At 68.1% G+C, this 19302-nt stretch carries 24 protein-coding genes and 1 tRNA gene; 7 read left to right on the forward strand and 18 right to left on the reverse strand.

Annotated features, from left to right (window positions below; all coding sequences use genetic code 11):
• Window positions 1-90: 90 nt before the first annotated feature.
• A complete protein-coding gene (locus ACK4TH_RS02735) occupies window positions 91-318 on the reverse strand; it encodes a sulfurtransferase TusA family protein (protein WP_068610481.1) in 228 nt (75 codons plus the stop codon).
• Between the two features lie 120 nt (window positions 319-438).
• Window positions 439-1407 (reverse strand): cysteine synthase CysM, encoded by a 969-nt coding sequence (gene cysM / locus ACK4TH_RS02740; protein WP_409622337.1) that lies wholly within the window; start codon window positions 1405-1407, stop codon window positions 439-441.
• A 75-nt stretch (window positions 1408-1482) separates the two neighbouring features.
• Here cysM and ACK4TH_RS02745 point away from each other — a divergent pair.
• A tRNA-Leu gene (locus tag ACK4TH_RS02745) sits at window positions 1483-1569 on the forward strand.
• A gap of 62 nt (window positions 1570-1631) precedes the next feature.
• Here the strand turns inward: ACK4TH_RS02745 and ACK4TH_RS02750 are convergent.
• Window positions 1632-2585, reverse strand: coding sequence for an SDR family oxidoreductase (locus tag ACK4TH_RS02750; protein WP_409622340.1), 954 nt, complete (start codon window positions 2583-2585; stop codon window positions 1632-1634).
• A gap of 114 nt (window positions 2586-2699) precedes the next feature.
• Between ACK4TH_RS02750 and ACK4TH_RS02755 the strand changes: the two genes are divergently transcribed.
• Window positions 2700-3734 (forward strand): CDP-6-deoxy-delta-3,4-glucoseen reductase, encoded by a 1035-nt coding sequence (locus ACK4TH_RS02755; protein ID WP_409622343.1) that lies wholly within the window; start codon window positions 2700-2702, stop codon window positions 3732-3734.
• Window positions 3735-3792: 58 nt separating this feature from the next.
• Here ACK4TH_RS02755 and ACK4TH_RS02760 read toward each other — a convergent pair whose 3' ends face one another.
• Genes ACK4TH_RS02760 through ACK4TH_RS02780 form a run of 5 tightly spaced genes read right to left on the reverse strand, consistent with a single transcriptional unit; the run spans window position 3793 to window position 7965 of the window.
• Window positions 3793-4455 carry an SCO family protein gene (locus tag ACK4TH_RS02760; RefSeq protein ID WP_409622346.1) on the reverse strand — a complete coding sequence of 221 codons (663 nt, stop codon included), beginning with the start codon at window positions 4453-4455 and terminating at the stop codon, window positions 3793-3795.
• The gene (gene cyoE / locus ACK4TH_RS02765; protein ID WP_409622348.1) at window positions 4452-5384 is read right to left on the reverse strand and encodes a heme o synthase; all 933 of its coding nucleotides are present in this window, start codon (window positions 5382-5384) and stop codon (window positions 4452-4454) included. Before cyoE ends, ACK4TH_RS02760 begins: the two co-directional genes overlap by 4 nt.
• Window positions 5363-6529, reverse strand: a complete 1167-nt coding sequence (locus ACK4TH_RS02770) for a COX15/CtaA family protein (RefSeq protein WP_409622351.1) — start codon at window positions 6527-6529, stop codon at window positions 5363-5365. The genes cyoE and ACK4TH_RS02770 overlap by 22 nt, the downstream gene beginning before the upstream one ends.
• A 7-nt stretch (window positions 6530-6536) precedes the next feature.
• Complete coding sequence (locus tag ACK4TH_RS02775) at window positions 6537-7262, reverse strand: hypothetical protein (RefSeq protein ID WP_409622354.1); 726 nt, start codon at window positions 7260-7262, stop codon at window positions 6537-6539.
• On the reverse strand, window positions 7219-7965 hold the full coding sequence (locus tag ACK4TH_RS02780) for an SURF1 family protein (protein ID WP_409622357.1): 747 nt from the start codon (window positions 7963-7965) through the stop codon (window positions 7219-7221). Before ACK4TH_RS02780 ends, ACK4TH_RS02775 begins: the two co-directional genes overlap by 44 nt.
• 15 nt (window positions 7966-7980) lie before the next feature.
• Here ACK4TH_RS02780 and ACK4TH_RS02785 point away from each other — a divergent pair, with 15 nt between their 5' ends.
• Window positions 7981-8205 (forward strand): twin transmembrane helix small protein, encoded by a 225-nt coding sequence (locus tag ACK4TH_RS02785; protein WP_409622360.1) that lies wholly within the window; start codon window positions 7981-7983, stop codon window positions 8203-8205.
• A 69-nt stretch (window positions 8206-8274) separates the two neighbouring features.
• Here the strand turns inward: ACK4TH_RS02785 and ACK4TH_RS02790 are convergent, their stop codons facing one another.
• From ACK4TH_RS02790 to ACK4TH_RS02825, 8 genes are all read right to left on the reverse strand, one after another.
• Window positions 8275-9156 (reverse strand): cytochrome c oxidase subunit 3, encoded by an 882-nt coding sequence (locus ACK4TH_RS02790; protein WP_409622362.1) that lies wholly within the window; start codon window positions 9154-9156, stop codon window positions 8275-8277.
• Between the two features lie 50 nt (window positions 9157-9206).
• A complete protein-coding gene (locus ACK4TH_RS02795; RefSeq protein ID WP_409622365.1) occupies window positions 9207-9416 on the reverse strand; it encodes a DUF2970 domain-containing protein in 210 nt (69 codons plus the stop codon).
• Window positions 9413-10006, reverse strand: a complete 594-nt coding sequence (locus ACK4TH_RS02800; protein WP_409622368.1) for a cytochrome c oxidase assembly protein — start codon at window positions 10004-10006, stop codon at window positions 9413-9415. Before ACK4TH_RS02800 ends, ACK4TH_RS02795 begins: the two co-directional genes overlap by 4 nt.
• A 23-nt stretch (window positions 10007-10029) precedes the next feature.
• Complete coding sequence (locus ACK4TH_RS02805) at window positions 10030-10140, reverse strand: cytochrome oxidase small assembly protein (protein ID WP_409622371.1); 111 nt, start codon at window positions 10138-10140, stop codon at window positions 10030-10032.
• A gap of 21 nt (window positions 10141-10161) precedes the next feature.
• Window positions 10162-11781 (reverse strand): cytochrome c oxidase subunit I, encoded by a 1620-nt coding sequence (ctaD, locus tag ACK4TH_RS02810; RefSeq protein WP_409622375.1) that lies wholly within the window; start codon window positions 11779-11781, stop codon window positions 10162-10164.
• Window positions 11782-11809: 28 nt separating this feature from the next.
• On the reverse strand, window positions 11810-12961 hold the full coding sequence (coxB, locus tag ACK4TH_RS02815) for a cytochrome c oxidase subunit II (protein WP_409622377.1): 1152 nt from the start codon (window positions 12959-12961) through the stop codon (window positions 11810-11812).
• Window positions 12962-13146: 185 nt separating this feature from the next.
• Window positions 13147-13653, reverse strand: coding sequence for a DUF2244 domain-containing protein (locus ACK4TH_RS02820; RefSeq protein ID WP_409622380.1), 507 nt, complete (start codon window positions 13651-13653; stop codon window positions 13147-13149).
• 108 nt (window positions 13654-13761) lie between these two features.
• The gene (locus ACK4TH_RS02825; RefSeq protein ID WP_409622383.1) at window positions 13762-14736 is read right to left on the reverse strand and encodes a biotin synthase; all 975 of its coding nucleotides are present in this window, start codon (window positions 14734-14736) and stop codon (window positions 13762-13764) included.
• 72 nt (window positions 14737-14808) lie between these two features.
• Here ACK4TH_RS02825 and ACK4TH_RS02830 point away from each other — a divergent pair, with 72 nt between their 5' ends.
• Together ACK4TH_RS02830 and trmL are read left to right on the forward strand one after the other, a co-directional pair.
• On the forward strand, window positions 14809-15552 hold the full coding sequence (locus tag ACK4TH_RS02830; RefSeq protein WP_409622386.1) for a ComF family protein: 744 nt from the start codon (window positions 14809-14811) through the stop codon (window positions 15550-15552).
• A 10-nt stretch (window positions 15553-15562) separates the two neighbouring features.
• A complete protein-coding gene (gene trmL / locus ACK4TH_RS02835) occupies window positions 15563-16060 on the forward strand; it encodes a tRNA (uridine(34)/cytosine(34)/5-carboxymethylaminomethyluridine(34)-2'-O)-methyltransferase TrmL (RefSeq protein WP_409622389.1) in 498 nt (165 codons plus the stop codon).
• Here trmL and ACK4TH_RS02840 read toward each other — a convergent pair.
• A complete protein-coding gene (locus ACK4TH_RS02840; RefSeq protein WP_409622392.1) occupies window positions 16051-16506 on the reverse strand; it encodes a MaoC family dehydratase in 456 nt (151 codons plus the stop codon). The two genes, trmL and ACK4TH_RS02840, sit on opposite strands and share 10 nt — an antisense overlap.
• Window positions 16507-16566: 60 nt before the next feature.
• A complete protein-coding gene (locus ACK4TH_RS02845) occupies window positions 16567-17181 on the reverse strand; it encodes a division plane positioning ATPase MipZ (RefSeq protein ID WP_409622395.1) in 615 nt (204 codons plus the stop codon).
• Window positions 17182-17238: 57 nt separating this feature from the next.
• On the opposite strand from ACK4TH_RS02845, the gene ACK4TH_RS02850 reads away from it, so the two are divergent.
• Window positions 17239-17673, forward strand: a complete 435-nt coding sequence (locus ACK4TH_RS02850) for a DUF1841 family protein (RefSeq protein ID WP_409622397.1) — start codon at window positions 17239-17241, stop codon at window positions 17671-17673.
• A 729-nt stretch (window positions 17674-18402) separates the two neighbouring features.
• Window positions 18403-19302, forward strand: a complete 900-nt coding sequence (locus ACK4TH_RS02855) for a transglycosylase SLT domain-containing protein (protein ID WP_409622400.1) — start codon at window positions 18403-18405, stop codon at window positions 19300-19302.

Below are 19302 nucleotides of genomic sequence, written 5' to 3' on the forward strand. Positions count from 1 at the left end.
CCAAACGACGACGGCCCCGCAAGGGGCCGTCTGGCTTGGGCACGCCGATCCGACAGGCGCCCAAGCGGCCGCAACCGCTCTTCCCTGCCCTCAGCGGCGCTTGAGCACGGACACGTAGTCCGGACCGGCGGTTTCCTGGTGCAGCAGCTCGTTGCCCGTCTGCTTGGCGAATGCCTGAAAGTCCCGCACCGATCCGGCGTCGGTGGCAATCACCTTGAGCACCTGGCCGCTGGTCATTTCGGCCAGGGCTTTTTTGGCTTTCAAGATGGGCAGCGGGCAGTTCAGCCCGCGCGCGTCCAGTTCACGGTCGATTTGCATGGTCGTGGCTAGCCTTCAGGGAAGCGCGATTGTACGGCCGCCTTCGCGCCCCGTACCCCTGTATCCGGCAAAACCCCAAGGCGATACCCGGTGGCCGGGGACCGGGGACCGGCGCCCCCGTCAGGCCGGAAACACCCCGGTGGACAAATAGCGGTCGCCGCGGTCGCAGACGACGAAGACGATCGTGGCATTCTCCACCTGCGCCGCGATCTGCTGCGCCACCCAGCACGCCCCGGCGGCCGAGATGCCGGCAAAGATCCCCTCCTCGCGTGCCAGACGGCGGCACATCGCCTCGGCGTCGGCCTGGCTGACGTAGACCAGCTCATCCACGCCGGAGGGGTCGTAGATCTTCGGCAGGTACTCCGGCGGCCACTTGCGGATGCCCGGAATGCGCGAGCCTTCGCTCGGCTGCGCGCCGATCACCCGGATCGCCGGGTTCCTTTCCTTCAGGAAGCGGCTCACCCCGGTGATGGTGCCGGTGGTGCCCATCGCGCTGACGAAGTGCGTGATGCGCCCGCCGGTCTGCTTCCAGATCTCCGGGCCGGTGGTCTCGTAATGGATGCGCGGGTTGTCGGGGTTGGCGAACTGGTCCAGCACCTTGCCCTTGCCCTCGCGCTGCATCTTTTCCGCCAAGTCGCGCGCGTACTCCATGCCGCCGCTCTTGGGCGTGAGGATCAGCTCGGCACCGAACGCCTTCATCGTCTGCGCGCGCTCGATCGAGAGGTCCTCCGGCATGATCAGCACCATGCGGTAGCCGCGGATGGCCGCGGCCATCGCCAGCGCGATGCCGGTGTTGCCGCTGGTGGCCTCGATCAGCGTGTCGCCGGGGCGGATCTCGCCGCGCTCCTCGGCGCGGCGGATCATCGACAGCGCCGGGCGGTCCTTGACCGAGCCGGCCGGGTTGTTGCCCTCCAGCTTGCCCAGCACGACGTTGCCGCGCGCGCGGTTGTCTGGCTCGCCGATGCGCTGCAACGCCACCAGCGGCGTGTGGCCGATGGCATCCTCGATGGTGGGGTAGCGGCGCGGGGCGCGGCGGCGGGTGCCCGCGGCGCGGGCGGGGGAGCGGGGGGATTCGGACGGCGGGATCATGAACGGAAGGGGCGTGCGCAAAGCCCAGTGGGGGCGAAACAGACCGCTGACTGTGCCATAATTTTCGTCTCGCGCGCCGGAGTGGCGAAATTGGTAGACGCAGCAGATTCAAAATCTGCCGGTGGAGACACCGTGCCGGTTCGAGTCCGGCCCCCGGCACCACAACGCGCGATCCCCGACTTCCCCCGCAAACCCCAGCCCAGCCGCTGGGGCAGCGCCGAGGATCACGCCGTCGGCCTGCTGGGCGCCATAGCGCGCGCCCCAGCCAGCAACCCCTCCCGGACCGTCGGATAGCGCAAGCGCAGGCGCAACTCCCGATGCAGGCGGCGGTTTACGAGGCGGCGGGATTCGCTCATGAACGACAGCACCATCAGCGGCAGTTGCCGCTCGGCCCCCTCGCGGGCAATGCGCGGCGGGCGCGGCAGCCCCAACAGATCGGCCGCCAAATCGAAGTAGTCGCCCATCTTCAGGTGGCTGTCGTCGCACACATGGACCGTGCGCTGCGGCCGCCCCAGCCACAGCGCACGCACACAGGCCCGCGCCAGATCGTCCGCGTGGATGTGGTTGGTGTAGACGTCGTCCTCGGAACGCAGCACGGGCATGCCCCGATGCAGGCGTTCGGCCGGACCGCCAGCGCGGTCATGGGCATAGATGCCGGGAATGCGCAACACGCTCACCCGCGCCCCCGTGCGCAGCGCCCACCATCGCCACTGTTGTTCGGCGTCCAGCCGTCGCCAGGCGCGCGGCGTCTCGGGGGCGGGGGGGCGTGTCTCGTCCACCCACGCACCCCCGCAATCGCCATACACCCCGCTGGTCGAGCCATACACCAACGCCGCCGGCGCGCGTCGGCGGGCCAGCGTCGCCGCCAAAGCGCGCGAGCGCGGGTCGCGCCGCCAGTCGCTCAGCCCCTCGCTGGGCGGCGGGGCCAGGTGCAGGACGCGGTCGGCCAGTCCCGCCAGCCGCTGCAGCGAGCACGGCTGGTCCAAATCGCCCACCAGGGGGGTGATGCCGGCCGCTCGCAGCGCCTCTACGCGCTCGGGGCTGGATGTCAAGGCCAGCACACGCACCCGCTGCCCGAGCACGCGCGCTGCGCGCAGCCCCACGTCACCGCAGCCCACGATCAGCACCCGCTGCCGCCGAAACCGCGCCGGCAGCGCCCCACCCGTTCCATTCAACATCGGTTCACATCCTGCGCGGCACACTGGCCATGCGCGCCTTATGCGCGCCACGGCACGGCATTTGCGACAATCCTGCTCTGCCTTTGATGCAGGCCTTTGGCCCGCCCCGCAAGTATGACATTCACCATCACCGTCGAACCCAGCGGCCGCACCTACACGGCCACCGAGAACGAAACCCTGCTCGCCGCGGCCATCCGGCAAGGCATCGGCCTGCCCTACGGCTGCAAGGACGGCGCCTGCGGCTCGTGCAAGTGCCGCAAGCTCTCCGGCACCGTCACGCACGGCCCGCACCAGTCCAAGGCGCTCTCCGACGAAGAAGAGGCTGCCGGCCTGATCCTCACCTGCTGCGCCACCGCGCACAGCGATATCGTGATCGAATCGCGACAGGTGACCGAGGCCGGCGCCTTTCCCGTCAAAAAGCTGCCCGTTCGCGTGCTGCAGCTCGAACGCGCCGCGCCCGATGTCATGATCGTGCGCCTGCAGCTGCCGGCCAATGACACTTTCCAATACCACGCCGGGCAGTACGTCGAATTCCTGCTGCGCGACGGCGCACGCCGCGCCTACTCCATGGCGATCGCACCGCACGTCAAAACCGACGTGCCCATGCTGGAGCTGCACATTCGTCACATGCCGGGTGGCAAGTTCACCGACCACGTCTTCGGCGCCATGAAGGAGAAGGAGATCCTGCGCATCGAAGGGCCGTACGGCAGCTTCTATCTGCGCGAAGGCTCGGACAAGCCGATCATCCTGCTGGCCTCGGGCACCGGCTTCGCGCCCATCAAAGCGATCGTGCAACACCTGCAGCACAAGGGCATCACCCGCCCCGTCTGGCTGTATTGGGGCGGCCGACGCCCACAGGACCTCTACCAGGACGCCTGGATCCGCGAGACGGCCGCGAGCCTGCCCCATCTGACCTATGTCCCTGTGGTGTCGGATGCCCTGCCCGAAGACCACTGGACGGGTCGCACCGGCTTCGTTCACCAGGCCGTCCTGGCCGATCATCCGGACCTCTCCGGTTTCGAGGTCTATGCCTGTGGCGCCCCGGTGGTGGTCGAGTCCGCCAGGCGCGATTACGCGGCCGCCGGTCTGCCGGCCGAGGCGTTCTACGCCGACGCCTTCACCTCGGAAGCCGACAAAATGCAGGGCTGATGCCCCACCCGGCTGCGCCCAAGTCGACTGAACGGCCGGCTCGTGACGCCCTGGGCGGTCAGCCTTGCGCGAGCAGCCGGCGCACGTCGTCCGCCAAGGCCTGCGCCCCGCTGCCGTAGCGGTGATACAGGCGCACGCGCCCCTGGGTGTCGTACACATAGCTGCCCGCCGAGTGGTCCATGGTGTAGCTGGTCGGCGTCTGGCCTTCGACTTTTTTGTAATAGACCTTGAAGGCCTTGGCGAGCGCCGGCAGCTCCTCGGGCGTGGCCCGCAGCGCCAGAAAGCTCGGGTCGAAGCTGGCCATGTAGGCCCGCATGACGTCCGGGGTATCCCGCTGCGGGTCCACACTGATGAAGATGCCCTGCAGGCGCTCGCCATCGGCGCCGAGCAGCCGCTTGGCTTCGGCCAGCTCGCCCAGCGACGTGGGACACACATCGGGGCACTGCGTGTAGCCAAAGAACACCACCACCACCTTGCCGCGAAAATCCGCCAGCGTGCGGCGCTGCCCGTTTTGATCCGGCAGGTCGAAGCCTTGCGCGTAGTCGGCCCCGGTGATGTCGATGCCACTGAAGGCGGCGGGCCGCTCGCCACACCCCCCGAGCCACCCGACCCCCAGGGTCAAGACCGCAGCGCCGGCGCCACCCAACAGACGGGCGAGGGCTCCGCGGCGGGCGGTGGGCGACGAATCGGACGGCACGGATTCGGAGCGACGACGGGTCATGGCGTCATGATCAGATAGTGGTCCACCAGCATGGCCGCAAACAGCGCCGACAGATGGATCAGCGAAAAACGGAAGGTCTTGCGCGCCAGGGCATCGGAGTACGACCGCCACAGACGCCACGCATAGACCACGAAGCCCGCATTCAACCCCAGCGCCGCCAGCAGGTACAGCCAGCCGTTCATGCGCAGCAGATACGGCAACAGGCAGGCCGCCAGCAGGATCAGCGTGTAGAGCAGGATCTGCAACCGCGTGAAGTCCGATCCATGCGTGACGGGCAGCATGGGCAAGCCCGATTTGCGGTAGTCCTCCACCCGGTACAGCGCCAAGGCCCAGAAGTGCGGTGGCGTCCACAGGAAGATGATCAGAAACAGCACCAGCGCTTCGGCGGTAACGGCGTTGGTCATCGCCGCCCAGCCCAGCACCGGGGGCATGGCGCCGGACGCCCCGCCGATGACGATGTTCTGGGGCGTCAGCGGCTTGAGGATCACCGTGTAAATCACCGCATAGCCGACGAAGGTGGCCAGCGTCAGCCACATGGTGAGCGGATTGACCGCCGCATACAGCAGGGCCGAGCCCGCCGTGCACAGCAGCGCCGAAAACACCAGCGCCTGGCGCTGGCTGAGTTCGCCCCGAGCCGTCGGGCGCCAGGCGGTGCGGCGCATGCGGGCGTCGATCTGCTGCTCGATCAGGCAATTGAACGCCGCCGCCGCACCGGACACCATCCAGATACCCAGGCACGCGACGGCCATGGTCAACCACTGGGCGGGGCTGGGCCACCCCGGCACCGCGAGGACCATGCCGATCAGCGCGCAAAAGACGATGAGCTGGATGACGCGCGGCTTCATCAGCACGTAGTACTGCCGCCACGTCGGCGGCAGCGGCGACGCCGCAGCAGAGGAGGGGGTGCTCATGCGCGGCGCTCCCGCCAAACCGGTGTCGCCACCGAAGACCCCGGCGTCAGGACCCCGCTCACCGGGACCGACGCCGTCGCGGCCAACCAACCCGCCAGCAGCGCAACCAGCACCGCCGCCCCCCCGGTGTGGGACACCGCCGCCACCAGCGGCCACTCCAGCACCACATTGCTCAGCCCCGTCAGCAACTGCCAGCCGGCCAGCGCCAGCAGCCAGCGGCCGTGGCCTGCCATACCGGCGCGGCGCAGCGCCAAGCCGACGCCCACCAGGGCAGCCAGCACGACATAGGCAAACAATCGGTGCACATAGTGGATCGCCGTCAGCGCTGCAAACGGCAGCGCCTCACCGCTGCCCTGCGCACCCAGCTCGCGCCACAGCTCGAAGCCACGCGCAAAGTCCATCGGCGGCCACCAACTGCCCTGACAGGTGGGGAAGTCGCGGCACGCCAGCACGGCGTAGTTGGTGCTGACCCAGCCACCGAGCGCCACCTGCAGCCAGACGGCGATGAACAGCACCCACAGCGCAGCGCGCAGCCCGGGATGGAGCCGGGCCGCCTGCCAGGTCAGCGCGTCCGCCTGGCCATAGCGCACCGCTTGCAGGCGCAACAGCGCCAGCAGCGCCAGCCCCCCCAGCAAATGCAGGGTAACGATGGCGGGGAACAGCTTCATGGTCACCGTCAAGGCGCCAAAAGCCCCCTGCAGACACACCCACACCAGCGACAGCCACGGCCAAAGCAGCGGCGTGGCGGGGTTGCGGCGACGCTCGATGGTGCTGACCACCGCCATCACCAGGATCAGCGCGCCCACCGCGGTGGCCAGATAGCGGTGGATCATCTCGATCCATGCCTTGGAAAACGTCACCGGCCCGGTGGGCATCGCCGCCTGCGCCGCAGCGATGTCGGCGTGGGCGCCGATCGGGCTGGCCGCGCCATAGCAGCCCGGCCAGTCCGGGCAGCCCAGGCCGGAGTCGGTCAGGCGCGTGAAGGCGCCGAACAGCACCAGATCGAAGGTCAAAAACAACGTCAACCCCGCCAGCACCCGCAGCCGCTGCACCGGGCTGGCCCCGCGGCTGCGCAACCACACCCACATCAGCGGCCCGGCCGCCAGCAGCAGCCCCACGATCATCAGCCGGAAGACCGGCGTCCAGTCATACGACGGTTGCATGGTCACCTCACGGACGCCCGGGCCGGTCCCACGAACTCGACGCCCGCATCAGCCGCTCGAGGTCGCGCCGCATCTTCGCGGGATCGGCGTCTTTCGGAAAGCGCATCATCCAGTTGCCGATGGGGTCCACCACATACAGATGGTCGGCCAGCCGGCCCCCAGGCGCCGGCTGCAACCAGGTGGCCAGCTGCGCCTCGTCCACCCAGAGCACGGTGGCGGTCTGCAGCGCCGGCTGCAGCCGCTGCGGGAACTCCCGCGCCCCCGTGCGCAGCCACACCCAATCCATACGGTCCTTGTCCTTGCCCAGCCCCTCGCGCAACTGGTGCTGCAGATACAGATGCCGCTCGCACTGCGCATCGCACGCGCTGTCCGCCACGCTGATGAACAGCCACTGGTGAGCCAACGACGTCAGAGGCACCTGCCGGCCTTGCGCATCCCAGCCGCTGAAGGCCGGCAACGGGCGCTGCGGCTCGATCAGCTCGCCGTAATTGCGCCGCCCTTCGGGGCGGATCACGTAATAGGTGAAGTACGACGCGATGACGGGCGAGGCGCTGATCAAAAACAGCAGCAGCATCTTCCAGCGCCCTCGGCGCGTGGCGGCCGCATCCCGCGCCAACCCCTGATCCGGCGTGGGCAGGCTGTGCACGGTCATCGTCAGCGGTTCGTCCACCCGGGCCAAAGCCTGAGCATCAGCGGGCACGTCGCCTGGGAGAGAGGATTTGGAACCAGACATAAAGGGCGGAGATGAGGGCGGCGAGCCCGAACCACTGGACCGCATACCCAACGTGCTTGGCCGGCTCGACCGCCACCGTCGCCCAGGCACGCTGCAGCGGCGTTCCGTCCACCGCGGTTTCGGGTGGCGCCGTCTGCTGCACCGACACCGGCAGCAGCGTCAGACGCCATTCGGTGGCAAACGCATCCAACTGGATATTTTGCCGGATCGGCCCCGGCGCGTCGGGCCCCAACTGGAATAGCTGCGAGGGCGGCGGGGCCAGGCGCCCTTCCACGATCACCGGCTCCGCAGGCGTCGACAGCGCGGGGAGGGCCTGACGGTCATCGGGGCGGCGCGGCAGCCACCCCCGTTGGACCAGCACCGCCGGCCCACCGCCGTCCGGCACCAACGGGGTCACCACCACGAAGCCGACCCGGCCCCCCATGGGCCGGTTGTCCAGCCACACCGTGGCATCCGCCACCCAGCGGCCCTGCAGCCGCACCGCGCGCCCCGCCCACGCGGTCAACTGGCTACGCGCCTGGGCATCGCGCAGCGCCTCCCAGTCGGCGGCGGGCAATGCGGCCTGTGCCTCCCGTTCGGCCAGCCAGGCGCGCTTGCTCGCCGCCCGCCCCAACTGCCAGACGCCCAGGGACGCCGTCACCAACACCCCCACCGCGGCCGCCAGGGTCACCAGCCAAAACCGCCGCGCGCGTTGCGCCTTCATCCGATAATGTCCCGCATGAAATACCTCGTCGTGGTCGCCTTCGTCGGCATCGTGGGCAGTCTGGCAGCGGCGCTGGTCGCGATGATGAAGGGCGACTCCAGCAGCGGCGACGCGCAGCGCTCGCGCCGCATGGCCCGAGCGCTGACCGTGCGCATCGGGCTGTCCATTCTGCTGTTCCTGTTCATCATTCTCAGCCATTGGATGGGCTGGATTCAGCCGACCGGGCTGCCGGTGCACTGACCCCCGCCTGCCCTGCCGCCCAAACGAAGAAAGCGCCCGCAGGCGCTTTCCGGGATCCGACCGTGTCGGTTACATCCAGTAGACCAGCACGTACAGGAACAGCCAGACCACGTCCACGAAGTGCCAATACCAGGCAGCCCCCTCGAACCCGAAGTGGCGGTCCTTGGTGAAGTGCCCTTTTTGCAGGCGCAGGGTGATCACCAGCAGCATCAGCATGCCGACGAACACGTGGAAGCCGTGGAAGCCGGTCAGCATGAAGAACGTCGAGCCGAAGATGCCAGAGCTGAGCTTGAGGTTGAGGTCGGTGTAGGCGTGGAAGTATTCGTAGCCCTGCACCAGCAGGAACACGAAGCCCAGCAGCACCGTCAGCCACATGAAGGCAATGGTCTTGGTGCGGTTGCCGTCCTGAATCGCATGGTGCGCGATGGTCAGGGTCAGACCCGACGTCAGCAGCAGCGCAGTGTTGATGGTCGGCAGCCAGAACGGCCCGACGGTCTGGAAGGGCTCGACGATGCCCGCAGGCGACGCCGTGGCACCGGCCTGCACCGACGGCCAAATGGCCTGGAAGTTCGGCCAGATCAGGCTGTTTTCCAAGTTACCCAGGGCGGGGACGGAGTGGCTGCGGGCCCACCACAGCGCGGTGAAGAACGCGCCGAAGAACATCACCTCCGAGAAGATGAACCAGCTCATGCTCCAGCGGTAGGAGATGTCGATCTTGCGCCCGTAGAGGCCGCCTTCGCTCTCGGTTACGGCGTCTCGGAACCACTGGTACAGCACCACCAGCCACCACACCAGCCCGAAGGCCAGCGAATACATGCCCCAGTCGGTGCCATTGATCCATTGGCCAGCGCCCAGGATGACGAAGAACAGCCCGAAGGCCGCCATGAACGGGTGCCGCGACAGACCGGGCACGTAGTAGTACGGCGTGCTGCCGTGTGTGGTTGCGGACATACTCACTCCTCGTTGAATCTTATGGACGGGGCCGGGACCAGCGCCGTCCATCAGGACGACACCACCCAGCGCACGATCAGCATCAGGACACCGATGAACACGAAGGCCATCACCACCCCAGTCGCCAACACGGCCACCGGGTTGAGTTTCTGGACGTCGTGCTCGAAGTCGGCGCGGCGGCGCAAACCAATGAAACTCCACAGCACCGCTTTGACGGTATCGAGCACCGCCACCGGCCGCCGGTGGGGGGAAGGGGTCATGAGGCGTCTCCGGATCGAGCCAGCGCGGCGGTCGGCGCTGCGGGTGTGGGCGCGCCGACCTCAAAGAACGTGTAGGACAGCGTGATGGTCTTGACGTCTTTGGGCAGCTTGGGATCGATGACGAACGCCACCGGCCACTCCTTTCGCTCGCCCGGCGCCAGCGTGTACTGATTGAAGCAGAAACACTCCAGTTTGTTGAAGTGGTTGGCCGCCTGCCGCGGCGCGTAGCTGGGGATGGCCTGTGCCGCCATGGTGCGGCCCTGCACGTTCTGGAACTCGTACATCACGGTCGTGAGTTCGCCGGGATGCACCTGCACGGAACGCACCGCGGGCTTGAAGTGCCACGGACCCCGCACATTGGTGTCGAATTCCACCGTGATCGTGCGCGAGGTGTCGACCTGGGTGTTGGCCGGATCGACCCGCGACTTGCCCGGCACTTGGCGCTCACCGAGGGCCAGGATGTTGATCCCGGTGACCTCGCAAATGGCGCGGTAGATGGGCACCAGCGCATAGCCGAAGGCAAACATGCCCACGGCGATGACGACCAGCTTTCCGGTCATGCGCAGGTTGTCGAGACGGCGTGACGACATGGCGTTCGGCATGCGATGGCCGATCAGGGCCCGAGCAGAATGTGCTTGACCACGAACCCCAGGGCAAACGCCAGGGCCACCGACGCCAGGATCCAACCCAGGCGCACATTCTGGCGACGCTGCTCAGGGGTCATGGTGCATTCTCCCGGTCGCCATCAACCCACGATGCGGGTTGCGGTGGCGTCCAGCTTGGGCGGGGTCTCGAAGGTGTGGTGCGGCGCCGGCGACGGCACTTCCCACTCCAGGCCTTCGGCGCCTTCCCAGGGCTTTTGCGGGGCCTTTTCGCCCTGGCCACGCATGGCCGGCAGGATCACGGCCAGGAAGAAGTACACCTGCGCCAGACCGAAGGCAAACGCCCCCACCGACGCGATCGCGTTGAAGTCGGCAAACTGCATCGGGTAGTCGGCGTAGCGGCGCGGCATGCCCGCCAGGCCGAGGAAGTGCATCGGGAAGAAGGTGACGTTGAACGAGATCATCGACCACCAGAAGTGGATCTTGCCGCGCGTCTCGGAATACATGACCCCTGTCCACTTGGGCAGCCAGTAGTAGGCACCCGCGAACATCGCGAACAGCGAGCCGGCCACCAGCACATAGTGGAAGTGCGCCACCACGTAGTAGGTGTCCTGGAAGTTGATGTCGATCGGCGCCATCGAGAGCATCAGCCCGGTGAATCCGCCCATGGTGAACACGAAGATGAAGCCCACGGCCCACAGCATCGGGGTCTCGAAGGTCATCGAGCCCTTCCACATGGTCGCGATCCAGTTGAAGATCTTCACGCCCGTGGGCACGGCGATCAGCATGGTCGCGTACATGAAGAAGAGTTGACCCGTCACCGGCATGCCGGTGGTGAACATGTGGTGCGCCCAGACGATGAACGACAGGATCGCGATCGAGGCGGTGGCGTACACCATCGAGGTGTAGCCGAACAGCTTTTTGCGGGCGAACGCCGGCACGACCTGGCTGATGATGCCGAAGGCCGGCAGGATCATGATGTACACCTCGGGGTGACCGAAGAACCAGAAAATGTGCTGATACATCACCGGGTCACCGCCGCCGGCCGGGTTGAAGAAGCTGGTGCCCAAGTGGCGGTCGGTCAGCGTCATGGTGATGGCACCGGCCAGCACCGGCATCACCGCGATCAGCAGATAGGCCGTGATCAGCCAGGTCCACGCGAACATCGGCATCTTCATCAGCGTCATGCCGGGCGCGCGCATGTTCAGGATGGTCACGATGATGTTGATCGAGCCCATGATGGAACTGGCACCCAGGATGTGCATCGCGAAGATCGCGGCGTCCATGGACGGGCCCATCTGCAGCGTCAGCGGCGCATACAGCGTCCAGCCGGCCGCCGGCGCCCCGCCGGGCATGAAGAACGACAGCACGATGATGATCGCCGCCGGCACCATCAGCCAGAAGCTGAAGTTGTTCATGCGGGCAAAGGCCATGTCGGATGCACCGATCTGCAGCGGCAGCATCCAGTTGGCGAAGCCCACGAAGGCCGGCATGATGGCCCCGAACACCATGATGATGCCGTGCATGGTGGTGAGCTGGTTGAACAGCTCGGGGTTGACCAGTTGCAGGCCGGGCTGAAACAGCTCGGCCCGAATGCCCAGCGCCAGCACCCCGCCGACCATCAGCATGGTGAAGCTGAACAGCAGGTACAGGGTACCGATGTCTTTGTGGTTGGTGGCGAACACCCAGCGCCGCCAACCGGCCGGCGCATGGTGCTCATGATCGTGCGCGTGCGCGCCGTGATGGTCCAGTACTGCACTCATGGCGATTTCCTCGTGGCTTCAATCCTTGTCACTGACGCGCTGCCAGCACTTCCTTGGGCTGCACGACCTGGCCCGTATTGTTGGACCAGCTGTTCTTCGCGTAGGTCATGACGGCAGCCAGCTCGACGTCGGAGAGCTGCTTCCAAGCCGGCATCTGGGCCGCCGCGCCATTGACGCCGTTGAGCATGATTTGGATCATCTTGCCGTGGTCGGCGGCCGTGACGATGGCGGAGCCGTCCAGCGGTTTGATCGGGCCTGCGCCTTTGCCGCTGGCCTGGTGGCAGGCCGCGCAATTGGCGGCGTACACCGACTCGCCGCGCTTGACCAGCTCGGCCAGGGTCCATTCCTTGTTCGGATCGTCGGCCAGCGCAGCCATCGCCTTCTTGCGCTGCTCCACCCACTGGGTGTACTCCTCCTGCGTTACCACCCTGACGTGGATCGGCATGTAGGCATGCTCCTTGCCGCACAGCTCGGCACACTGGCCATAAAAGTCACCGGTCTTTTCGGCGCGGAACCAGGTGTCGCGCACGAAGCCGGGGATGGCGTCCTGCTTGACGCCGAAGGCCGGCACCATCCAGGCGTGGATGACGTCGTTGGCGGTGGTGATGATGCGGATCTTCTTGCCGACCGGCACGACCAGCGGGTTATCCACCTTGAGCAGGTAGTCGTCCACCGCTTCGGGCTTGCCGCTGTCCGACATCACACGGTGTTTGGGGTCCAGGGTGGACAGAAACTGAATCCCCTCCCCTTCGCCCTTGAGGTATTCGTACCCCCACTTCCACTGCATGCCGACCGCCTTGATGGTGAGGTCGCTGTTGGTGGTGTCCTTCTGAGCGACCAGCACCTTGGTGGCGGGCAGCGCCATGCCAATGACGATCAGCAGCGGAACGATGGTCCAGCCCAGCTCGACCCAGATCGGCTCGGGCAGCTCTTGCGACTGGTGCCCGACCGACTTGCGGTGCTTGGCGATCGAATAGAACATGATGCCGAAGACGACGACAAAAATCGTCGCGCAGATGGCGAGCATGAACCAATGCAGCCAGTGCTGCTCTTCGGCAATGCGGGTGGCGGGGGGATGGAAGTTGAGTTGATTGACCGCCGGGCCACCCGGCAGGTCGTTGACCGCGGCATGGGCCGCATTCGAGACCCACACGCCAAGGCCCAACAGGGCAGCGCCCATGGCGTCCTTGGCGCCCCTCCAGGCGCCGACCCCGTGCCTGCGCCACGTTTGACCTGAATGCTTCATCATGCTCACGTCGTTTGCCTCGAATATAAGCGTTGATTTATGTCAACACCGATTACACCAAACTTCTGCACTCTTGGCGGTGCGGGCAATCCCGGGGGTGGGCGACACGGGCGCGGCGCTCATCCCGTCGGAGCGGCCGGCGCTGTCGCCAGTGCCCAGCGCAGCTCGCGCGCCAACTGGCGCCGCTGCTCCGGACGGGCATAACGCCCCACATGCACCCGCGCCGTTCCGGCGCGCAGCTCCACCAACCCGGCCCCATGGCCGGCGTCCTCCACCCGCAGCCAGTGCCGGGACAGCTCGCGCCGCCTCACCGCACCCGCTTGCTCCCACTCCACCACCAGGCGCTGTCCATCGAGCACCAGGGTCTCCCGATCGGTCGCGTGGCGCGCATACCACAGAAAGGCCAGCGCGACGGCGGTCGACTCGAGCACTGCAAAGGGCAGCACCAACCTCGCCCCCATCGCCCAGAACGCCGCCGCCACCGACAGCGCGGCCGCGCACGCCAGCAAGGACGCCCACAGACACTGCCGCGGCGTCAAGGCGCAGTTGCGCTTGAGCAGCCACCGCAAGCCGTCCGGTCCCCGCTGGGCCAGTTGGAACGCGACGCCGCCAGGAGATGCATCCATCGGTGCCACCGTCAACTCCGGAGCCGTGGCCCGGCCACTTCACCACACGAACAGTCGGCGGACCCAGGCCCGCCCGCGCTTTTGACTTAGATCAATTGTAGTGCGGTTTCAGACGCCGTCGGTCGCCTGGGGTCGGCCTGGACCCGACCCGCCCCGCAGCGACTCGCGCAGCCGCTCCAGCGGCACCGTGGTCACACCCGACACCGCCACCCGCGGCCGCGGGCGGAAGGCGTGGCCATACACCACTTCCACGGTGAGGCAAAGCTGGCCGTCTGGGCTGCGCGGCAGCCCGTGCTCGACGGCGCGCAGCCAACGCTCGCGCCAGCCGCGCCCGCGCAGGGCGGCAAACCGCCCCACATGCCAGTTGCGCCCGGTCTCGCGCAGGTCGGCCAGCAGACGCTCGGCGTTGGGATAGGTCAATGTCAGCCGCTCCATATCCATCACCGGCTCGGCAAAGCCCAGCTCGACGAGTTGATCGCCCCAGTCGTGCATGTCCACATAGGCCGGCGCGGGAGGCGGCCAACCGTGAGCCGCATGCACCGCGCGCAGTTCGCGGGCCGTGTCCGGACCCAGACACGAAAACATCACAAACCCGTCGACGGCCAGCCACTCGTACCATCGCCGCAACAGCGCGCGGGGCTGCGCGGCGGCGTGCAGCGCCATGTTGGCCCACACCAGCCCGACGGACTCCGGCACCGCCTCCCCAGCCTCCACCGCGCCGACCAGCGGGGAAGCCGCCTCGCCGGACGCCCGAGGGCGCGCCATCCAGCGCCGCCACCACGGCGGGGCCGGGGTCCGCCAGCGCGCCAGTGTTGCCTGGGCCAACTCCCCCGCCAGCCAAACCCGCGCTTGCGGGTAGCGCTGCGCCACCGCCCGATGCGCCTGCTCGCCAGCCAGCAGCGGGGACCAGCTCATCCAGGCATCGGGGCGGGCCTTGATCCAGTCCAAACGCTCGGCCATGCGCGCGCCGATCGTCTCGTGCAGCCACGGACTGCCTGGGGGCACACGGGTGCGCCAACGGGCCGCCGCGACCGGATCGAGATCCGGCACGCCATCGTCGTCGGGGCGCGAGGGAGGAGCCATGGGCCGCGCAGTATAGTGGTGGGCCAGGGCAGACAGGCCGTGAGTGCCGATGCCCGCGTGGAGGGGGAGGACATGCCATCGAAGCCGACGACAGGGTGGAGGAACGGCCTGCGGCGCGCGCTCGACGCCCTGTGCCCCGCAGTCTGCGAGGCCTGCGGTCGCTGGCCGGACGGGCCGCTGTGCCCCGACTGCCGACACGATCTGGCCCCACGAGTTGCGCGCTGTCCCGGCTGCGCCCTACCGCACGCCAACGCGCAGGCGCGCTGCGAAGCCTGCCAGCACGACCCGCCGCCGTGGCGATCGGTGGTGGCGCGGGTCGATTTCGACCACCCCTGGGACGCCTGGATCCGGGCACTCAAATCCACCGGTCGCCCCGGCCTGTCGGACGCGCTGGCGCGCTTGTGGCTCGACGACCCCGCCGTGCCGGCGCTGCTGGCCGATGCCGATACGTGGCTGCCCATCCCCCTGACGGCCGCGCGGCTGGCGGAGCGCGGCTACAACCAGGCATGGTCACTGATGCGGGCGCTGGCCCGCCACCTCGACACCCCGCCAGCGCTGCCGCAGGGCTTGCAGCGGGCCCCGGATGCGCCGGTGCTGCATCACCTGGACCGCCGCGAACGGCTGGCGCAGGCGCAGGGGCTGTTCCACGTATCGCCCGCTGCGCGGGCCCGGGTGCGCGCACGGCGCGTGCTGGTGGTCGATGACGTGATGACGACGGGTGCAACCTTGCGCGCGGCCACCCATGCCCTGCTCGAGGCGGGCGCCGCCGCTGTCGATGCGCTCGTGGTGGCCCGCACGCCACCCCCCATGGAATAATCGGCGCCCCATGTTCCGCATCGTCCTGGTCACCCCCGAAATTCCGCCCAACACGGGCAACGTGATCCGGCTGTGCGCCAACACGGGCTGCGCGCTGCATCTGGTGGAGCCGCTCGGCTTCTCCATGGACGACAAGCTGCTGCGCCGTGCGGGGCTGGACTACCACGAGTACGCGACGGTGCGCCGCCATGCCTCGTGGTCGGCGTTTCTGGCGGCCGAGCACCCCGCCCCCCAGCGCTGCTTTGCCTTCACGACGCACGGGACCGCGTCGGCATTCGCCACCGCTTACCAGCCCGGGGATTGGTTCGTCTTTGGCGCCGAGTCGCGGGGTCTGCCAGCCGACGTGTTGCAAGACTTCGACGCGCCCCGCCGCCTGCGCTTGCCCATGCGGCCCGGACAGCGCAGCCTCAACCTGTCCAACGCTGTCGCCATCGTCGCCTTCGAGGCGTGGCGCCAGCACGGCTTTGCCGGCGCCGCGGTGCCGGGCAACGACACCGTTCAGGCGTAGTGGCGCACCAGCATTTCCGCCACGCAGGCGGGCTTGGACTGCCCTTCGATCTCGACCGTCGCGTGCCAGCACAGATGCACGCCGTTGGGCGCGATGCGCTCGAGCGACTGCAGTTGCAGCCGCGCGCGGACCCGGCTGCCGACAGGAACCGGCGCGGTGAAGCGAACGCGGTTGGTGCCGTAGTTGACCGACATGCGCACGCCGGCGATGTGCACCGACTCGCCCAACCACTTGGACAGCAGCGACAGGGTCAGAAAGCCGTGTGCGATCGGCGCGCCGAAGGGGCCGTGCGCCGCCCGCTCGGCATCGACGTGGATCCACTGGTGATCGTCGGTGGCATCGGCAAAGCGATCGACCCGCTCCTGGGTGATCTGCAACCAGTCGGTGATGGCGACCTCGGTGCCGACGGCGGCCTCGAGCGCGTCGAAAGAGTCGAACGTCTTCATGGGGCGTGACTGTAGCGGCGCGGACGGGATGGGCGTGTCCGCCAGCGGACAGGCTGCACCTCAACCATCGACCCACGCCAGCACGGACTGCCACGGGGCCAGTTCGCGCTCCACCTGCCGCGGCCGCACGTCGAAGAGGGTCAGGCCGTGCGCTGCCAGATGCCGGTACACCTGCGCCTCGCGCACGAAGCCGGCCACCGGCAGACCCAGCGCGGCAAAAAAATCCTGCAGCTGCCGCGCCGCCAAGGTGCGGTCATCGACGCGCATCCCCACGACCGCCACGCGCAGCCCGTCGCGCCCGCGCTCGCGCACGTGTTGCAAAAAATCGTGCGTGGCGAACATGTCGAACACCCCCGGCTGCACGGGCACGAGCAGGCGATCGGCGCGCCGCAGCACCTCGCGCAGGCGCTGGCCGTGCAAGCCGGCCGGCGTGTCCAGCACCACGTGCGTCGTGCCGCGCGGCGGCTTGAGCACATCGTCGCGGCTGGCGTCCCACCCCGCGATTGGGCGCGCGGCGGCAGGCCGCAGCGCCAGCCACCGGGCACAGCTCTGCTGCCGGTCCACATCGCCCAGCATGACGGCGTGTCCGCACCGCGCCCAATGGCCGGCGATGTGGGTGGCGAGCGTCGTTTTTCCGACGCCGCCTTTGGGGTTGACGATGGCAAGCACGGGCATGGGCAAACTCCGGCCGGGGTGTGATCATGGTAGCCCAGCGGCGGCGACAATGCGGGCATGTTTACCCCTTCGCAAGCCGATGTGCGCCGTTTCTTTTGCGGCGCATTCGACAAAGGCCGCCGCGGCCTGCCGCTCGAGCCCCTGGAAACCTTGGCCTACGAGTGGATGCTGCGCCACCCCGAGTACCATGCCGAGCTGGGCGACCTGGACGCCGCATTGCGCGCCATGGCAACGGTCGACCCCGCGCGGGACAACCCTTTCCTGCATCTGTCGATGCACCTGAGCATCAGCGAGCAGTGCTCGATCGATCAGCCGCCCGGCATCCGCCAGGCCGTGGAGTTGCTCGCCGCCCGGCGCGGCTCGCTGCACGACGCGCACCACGAGGTCATGGACTGCCTGGGCCGGATGCTGTGGGAAAGCCAGGTCCACGGACGCCCACCGGATGGACAGGCCTACTTGGCCGAGGTGCGGCGCCGGGCGACCGCCGATTGACCCCACGGGCCAACCCAATCCCAACGACCCAACGAAAAGGCCCCGACGGGCTGCACCCGTCGAGGCCTTGGCACGGGGTTCACCGTGCCAGCCGAGGCAGCGTGGAGGGTCTTGTCACACACTGCCGGAAGCAACGGATTGCTTCCATTGGGGGTTGCCGGGCCAAGGCGTTTGCCGCCAAGGCGGGCCTGTCGGACCGGATGGGCAACATGGCCGCCGTGTTTCCGATCGCGACGGTTCCACTGTACGCCAGGCTGAGGCCCTGTGGACTGAATTTTTTCGATGACGGCCGCCCCGCCATTGGACAAAAAATATGGCCCGACTCGCCTCAGGGGAACCGCCCCGAGGATGCCATATTCATGCTCAAACGTTATAAAAACTTTGATCTAAAGTATTGACTCGTCATTACGAGCCCCCTACCATCGCGGCCGTTTCGTTCATCGCAACCCCGTGAAAGGCCGGCTCCATCCGCCGCGCAGTGCGCGGCAGTCTGGCATCCCGCCAGTCGGCACCGCCGATGGCCCCTGGATGCCACCGACCTTTCCGCAAGCCGCCAGAGCCGGCGCGCCGCTGCCTTCGTGACAGCCGTGCCGCGGAGCGTGCCCCAAGGGGCGCCTCCGGCTCGATCCCCGCTGCCCGCCGCGGCACGGCCGATCGACCGCCCGACGCAACCCGCCCCGAGAGCGGGACCGCCGAACGGCTTGTTCAGCAACAGAAAGGAGTGTGTGCATGATCACGACGTGCATCGACACCCAGAATCGCGCACCGGCCTGCGCCCCAGGCCGGGCTGTGCGCGTCGTACCCTCCGAGAGGCTGGTGCAGATCGCGGCACGCGCCTGGGCGGCTGCTCGCCACGGCATGGCGCTGTTTGGCGTCGCGACCCTGGCCACCGTTGTGCTGCTGGCCACCCAGCCGCAGTTGCGCGCCGAGCTGGAGCGCGGCGCGACCGACTGGTTGTTGGGCCGACAGGCCGTCACGGTCGAGGACGACGAGCTGACCGCGCCCGAGCGCGTGCTGGCCGCCAATCTGAAGGATCTGCCGCCCGAACAGGTGCGCGTGGCGCACTGGCTGGCGCGCAAATACCGCGTAGCCAGCGAACCGATCGGGGCGCTGGTCGCCGAGGCCTACCAACTCGGCCCGCAGTTGCGGCTGGATCCCGCGCTGATTCTGGCCGTCATGGCGATCGAATCCCGCTTCAACCCGTTTGCGGCCAGCCCCGTAGGCGCGCACGGACTGATGCAGGTGGACACCCGCGTGCACGCCGACAAGTTCGAAGGTTTTGGCGGCACGCTGGCGGCCTTCGACCCTTTGAGCAACCTGCGCGTCGGCGCCGAAATTCTGCAGGACGCCGTGCGGCGCGCCGGCTCGGTCCCGGGCGGTCTGCGCCTGTACGTCGGCGCGGTCACCCACGACGGTCGGGACTACATCGTCAAGGTGCTGTCCGAGTACGAGCGGCTCAAGCGCGTCTCGGGCGGGCAGCAGGTGGGTTTTCAGGCTGCCATGCCGTTGCCAGCATCGATCGGCCCGGCGGCACCGGTGCCGCCGGGCGAGGCCGCCAGCCCCCCGCAGATCGAAGCGGACGCCGCGCCGCGCGCCACGGACACGCCGGTGGCCGCTCGGGCGTCCTGA

It is taken from the genome of Tepidimonas sp. (assembly GCF_046292505.1).
Taxonomy (GTDB): domain Bacteria; phylum Pseudomonadota; class Gammaproteobacteria; order Burkholderiales; family Burkholderiaceae_C; genus Tepidimonas.

What these genes read in the sequence shown, in the direction of transcription:
- ACK4TH_RS02735 (WP_068610481.1), bottom strand. Translation starts at nt 318, where the DNA reads ATGCAAATCGACCGTGAACTGGACGCGCGCGGGCTGAACTGCCCGCTG.
- cysM (WP_409622337.1), bottom strand. Translation starts at nt 1,407, where the DNA reads ATGATCCCGCCGTCCGAATCCCCCCGCTCCCCCGCCCGCGCCGCGGGC.
- ACK4TH_RS02750 (WP_409622340.1), bottom strand. Translation starts at nt 2,585, where the DNA reads ATGTTGAATGGAACGGGTGGGGCGCTGCCGGCGCGGTTTCGGCGGCAG.
- ACK4TH_RS02755 (WP_409622343.1), top strand. Translation starts at nt 2,700, where the DNA reads ATGACATTCACCATCACCGTCGAACCCAGCGGCCGCACCTACACGGCC.
- ACK4TH_RS02760 (WP_409622346.1), bottom strand. Translation starts at nt 4,455, where the DNA reads ATGACCCGTCGTCGCTCCGAATCCGTGCCGTCCGATTCGTCGCCCACC.
- ACK4TH_RS02770 (WP_409622351.1), bottom strand. Translation starts at nt 6,529, where the DNA reads ATGCAACCGTCGTATGACTGGACGCCGGTCTTCCGGCTGATGATCGTG.
- ACK4TH_RS02775 (WP_409622354.1), bottom strand. Translation starts at nt 7,262, where the DNA reads ATGTCTGGTTCCAAATCCTCTCTCCCAGGCGACGTGCCCGCTGATGCT.
- ACK4TH_RS02780 (WP_409622357.1), bottom strand. Translation starts at nt 7,965, where the DNA reads ATGAAGGCGCAACGCGCGCGGCGGTTTTGGCTGGTGACCCTGGCGGCC.
- ACK4TH_RS02785 (WP_409622360.1), top strand. Translation starts at nt 7,981, where the DNA reads ATGAAATACCTCGTCGTGGTCGCCTTCGTCGGCATCGTGGGCAGTCTG.
- ACK4TH_RS02790 (WP_409622362.1), bottom strand. Translation starts at nt 9,156, where the DNA reads ATGTCCGCAACCACACACGGCAGCACGCCGTACTACTACGTGCCCGGT.
- ACK4TH_RS02795 (WP_409622365.1), bottom strand. Translation starts at nt 9,416, where the DNA reads ATGACCCCTTCCCCCCACCGGCGGCCGGTGGCGGTGCTCGATACCGTC.
- ACK4TH_RS02800 (WP_409622368.1), bottom strand. Translation starts at nt 10,006, where the DNA reads ATGTCGTCACGCCGTCTCGACAACCTGCGCATGACCGGAAAGCTGGTC.
- ACK4TH_RS02805 (WP_409622371.1), bottom strand. Translation starts at nt 10,140, where the DNA reads ATGACCCCTGAGCAGCGTCGCCAGAATGTGCGCCTGGGTTGGATCCTG.
- ctaD (WP_409622375.1), bottom strand. Translation starts at nt 11,781, where the DNA reads ATGAGTGCAGTACTGGACCATCACGGCGCGCACGCGCACGATCATGAG.
- coxB (WP_409622377.1), bottom strand. Translation starts at nt 12,961, where the DNA reads ATGGGCGCTGCCCTGTTGGGCCTTGGCGTGTGGGTCTCGAATGCGGCC.
- ACK4TH_RS02820 (WP_409622380.1), bottom strand. Translation starts at nt 13,653, where the DNA reads ATGGATGCATCTCCTGGCGGCGTCGCGTTCCAACTGGCCCAGCGGGGA.
- ACK4TH_RS02825 (WP_409622383.1), bottom strand. Translation starts at nt 14,736, where the DNA reads ATGGCTCCTCCCTCGCGCCCCGACGACGATGGCGTGCCGGATCTCGAT.
- ACK4TH_RS02830 (WP_409622386.1), top strand. Translation starts at nt 14,809, where the DNA reads ATGCCATCGAAGCCGACGACAGGGTGGAGGAACGGCCTGCGGCGCGCG.
- trmL (WP_409622389.1), top strand. Translation starts at nt 15,563, where the DNA reads ATGTTCCGCATCGTCCTGGTCACCCCCGAAATTCCGCCCAACACGGGC.
- ACK4TH_RS02840 (WP_409622392.1), bottom strand. Translation starts at nt 16,506, where the DNA reads ATGAAGACGTTCGACTCTTTCGACGCGCTCGAGGCCGCCGTCGGCACC.
- ACK4TH_RS02845 (WP_409622395.1), bottom strand. Translation starts at nt 17,181, where the DNA reads ATGCCCGTGCTTGCCATCGTCAACCCCAAAGGCGGCGTCGGAAAAACG.
- ACK4TH_RS02850 (WP_409622397.1), top strand. Translation starts at nt 17,239, where the DNA reads ATGTTTACCCCTTCGCAAGCCGATGTGCGCCGTTTCTTTTGCGGCGCA.
- ACK4TH_RS02855 (WP_409622400.1), top strand. Translation starts at nt 18,403, where the DNA reads ATGATCACGACGTGCATCGACACCCAGAATCGCGCACCGGCCTGCGCC.